General features: G+C 49.2%; 4 protein-coding genes. All 4 read right to left on the reverse strand.

From position 1 onward, the window contains the following. Positions 1–42: 42 nt before the first annotated feature. Genes QVO39_RS00365 through mce form a run of 4 tightly spaced genes read right to left on the reverse strand, consistent with a single transcriptional unit; the run spans position 43 to position 2805 of the window. Positions 43–522, reverse strand: coding sequence for an acyl-CoA carboxylase biotin carboxyl carrier protein subunit (locus QVO39_RS00365; RefSeq protein ID WP_018029299.1), 480 nt, complete (start codon positions 520–522; stop codon positions 43–45). A gap of 51 nt (positions 523–573) precedes the next feature. Continuing rightward, complete coding sequence (locus tag QVO39_RS00370) at positions 574–756, reverse strand: hypothetical protein (protein WP_021902530.1); 183 nt, start codon at positions 754–756, stop codon at positions 574–576. A gap of 29 nt (positions 757–785) precedes the next feature. Beyond that, entirely contained in the window at positions 786–2339 is a 1554-nt protein-coding gene (locus QVO39_RS00375; protein WP_021902531.1) for an acyl-CoA carboxylase subunit beta, read from the reverse strand. A 46-nt stretch (positions 2340–2385) separates the two neighbouring features. Beyond that, positions 2386–2805 carry a methylmalonyl-CoA epimerase gene (gene mce / locus QVO39_RS00380; RefSeq protein ID WP_018029302.1) on the reverse strand — a complete coding sequence of 140 codons (420 nt, stop codon included), beginning with the start codon at positions 2803–2805 and terminating at the stop codon, positions 2386–2388. Between the last annotated feature and the right edge of the window lie 200 nt (positions 2806–3005).

Here is a 3005-nt window from a genome sequence, read left to right on the forward strand (position 1 = left end):
GTGGATTGCTCGCCCCGCATGGTTAATGATATGGCTATTGGATTACTCGATGGTTACGAGTGTATCGCCATCTTGTACGGTATCGCCCTTATTGATTTGGATAGAGCTGATGACACCATCGCGGTCGGCTTTGATCTCATTCTCCATCTTCATCGCCTCGAGCACCATGATCTTTTGGCCCTTCTTGACGCTAGCACCTACACTCACTAGGATGTCTATGATGACGCCTGGAAGTGGAGACTTGATAGGTGCACCTGATGCCTTGCCACCAGCTGCAGGAGCTGCCTTTGGTGCCTCTGCTGCGGGAGCTGGCTCCTCGGCCTTTGGTGCTACTGGAGTAGCTTTTGGTGCGGCTGCCTTTGGGGTAGCTGCTGCCCATGCCTCTTGGTCTATGTCGAAGGCTCTATCTAGCTCTACCTCGTAGCTATTGCCATTTACTCTCACCTCGGCTTTATCCTCTTTGATGCTTACCACGTCTACATGGTACTTCACGCCATTTATGGTATAGTCAAATGTCTTCATATTATTTGTCTGTCTATTCTCGTATTCTCTTTACTCACGACGCTATTGGGCTTATCGTCTCTCTGGTAGCTGACGCATGGTCAGCTCCTTTGATGCCCATGCTGAATTGCGAAGCTTTGCATCGTCGATAGTGATGATATTGCTCTCTCTATCGTGCGGTGTCCCAAGTGTCTCATGGAGTGCCAAAGCAATCGCTGCGTACACGTCCTGCGAGGAGGGAAGTTTGATATTCATAATCTTTTCCTCTTTTCTGGTGAAACTTCTTATAGTGGGATGTTATCGTGCTTCTTAGCAGGAAGGGTGAGCTTCTTATTCTGCAATTGCTTGAGGGCACGAATGATGCGGAAGCGGGTGTTGCGTGGCTCAATGACGTCGTCAATATAGCCGTAAGAAGCTGCATTGTATGGATTGGCAAAGGCCTTGCGATACTCTGCCTCCATCTCAATAGCCTTAGCTGCTGGATCCTCAGCCTCTTTCACCTCCTTAGCAAATACCACCTCTACGGCACCGCTTGGGCCCATCACTGCGATCTCGGCTGTTGGCCAAGCGTAGTTGATATCGCCACGTAGGTGCTTAGAGCTCATCACGATGTAGGCACCACCGTACGCCTTACGTAGGATGCAGGTAACCTTTGGCACAGTGGCCTCACCAAATGCATAAAGTAGCTTAGCACCGTGGGTGATCACTGCGTTGTACTCCTGACCGGTACCTGGTAGGAATCCAGGAACGTCTACGAGGGTAACGAGTGGAATATTGAAGGCGTCGCAGAAGCGTACGAAGCGGGCTGCCTTACGAGAGGCGTTCACGTCGAGTGAACCAGCCTTGCTCTTTGGTTGGTTGGCTACGATACCTACGCTCATACCGCCCATACGTGCGAATCCGCAGATGATGTTATCGGCGAAGTCTTTGTGTACCTCTAGGAACTCTCTATTATCTACGATAGCTCCCAGTACCTCGTACATATCGTAAGCCTTATTGGGGTTATCAGGGATAATATCATTGAGAACGTCCTCCATACGATCGATAGGATCGGTGCACTCTACAAGCGGTGCGGTCTCCATATTGTTGGAGGGGATAAAGCTAATCAACTTCTTGATGAGGTCGATACCCTCTAGCTCGGTAGCTACGGCGAACTGTGCTACACCACTCTTAGAGGCGTGAACTGATGCACCACCTAGCTCCTCTTGGGTTACATCTTCGTGGGTAACGGTCTTCACTACCTTTGGTCCGGTAAGGAACATATAAGAAGCACCCTCTACCATGATGATGAAGTCGGTAAGGGCTGGTGAATAAACGGCACCTCCAGCACATGGACCGAAGATAGCTGAGATCTGTGGTACTACACCGCTAGCAAGGATATTGCGCTCGAAGATCTCGGCATATCCCGAAAGGGCATTGACGCCCTCTTGGATACGGGCACCTCCTGAATCGTTGATGCCGATCACTGGAGCACCTACACGCATCGCCATATCCTGGATCTTGCAGATCTTGGCAGCGTGCATCTCACCTAGTGAGCCTGCAATGGCTGTAAAGTCTTGTGCAAAGACATAAACGAGACGGCCGTCAATGGTACCGCAACCTGTAACTACACCATCGCCGAGGACTTTCTTCTTGTCCATGCCGAAGTTGGTAGAGCGGAGCTCCACAAACATATCTATCTCCTCAAAGCTTCCCTTATCGAGTAGCTGGTCAATTCGCTCGCGGGCGGTCATCTTGCCCTTGGCGTGCTGCTTTTCGATTCTTGCTTCGCCACCACCGAGACGTGCCTTCTGACGCATCTCGATCAGCTGCTGTAATTTATCTACTTGAGTACTCATATCTAATACTTCTATGTGATTTATTCTTCTCTGTAGCTACCGCTTGTTACTTCTCCTCTGGGTGGCAGCAAAACTCGGTTAGCACCTTACCAGTAGACTTGGGGTGTGCGAAGCCGATCATCAGACCCTCTGCACCACGGCGAGCTTGCTGGTCGATCAGTGTAACGCCCTTCTCCTTGGCCTCTTGGAGTGCCTTGTCGGTATCATCTACGCAGTAAGCGATGTGGTGGATACCCTCACCACGCTTCTCGATAAACTTAGCGATGGTGCTATCAGGGCTGGTAGGCTCTAGTAGCTCTATCTTGGTCTCGGAGTTACCTACCTTGAAGAAGGCAGTCTTCACCTTTTGGTCGGCAACCTCTTCGATGTTGTAGCACTTCCAGCCTAGTACGTTTTCGTAATAAGGACGGTGCTCTTCGATGCTCTTTACAGCAATCCCTAGATGCTCAATGTGTGAGATGTTCATACTAATTTCCTAATGTTATATGTTAATATTATGTTTATCCTCCTTCAAAAAGCTAATCTGCCTACTGGGTTGATACAGTATTAGCGACCTTATCGCAAATATAGACTTTATTCTGTAAATAGCCACACAATTAGGGCAATTATTTAGGGGTTACGCATTGAAAATATCTTACCGCGTGGTATTAATCGGAATATCTATGG

Source organism: Porphyromonas sp. CAG:1061 (assembly GCF_000435035.1).
Lineage (GTDB): Bacteria > Bacteroidota > Bacteroidia > Bacteroidales > Porphyromonadaceae > Porphyromonas_A > Porphyromonas_A somerae.

Coding starts and splice junctions, on each gene's coding strand:
- QVO39_RS00365 (WP_018029299.1), bottom strand. CDS start 522: ATGAAGACATTTGACTATACCATAAATGGCGTGAAGTACCATGTAGAC.
- QVO39_RS00370 (WP_021902530.1), bottom strand. CDS start 756: ATGAATATCAAACTTCCCTCCTCGCAGGACGTGTACGCAGCGATTGCT.
- QVO39_RS00375 (WP_021902531.1), bottom strand. CDS start 2,339: ATGAGTACTCAAGTAGATAAATTACAGCAGCTGATCGAGATGCGTCAG.
- mce (WP_018029302.1), bottom strand. CDS start 2,805: ATGAACATCTCACACATTGAGCATCTAGGGATTGCTGTAAAGAGCATC.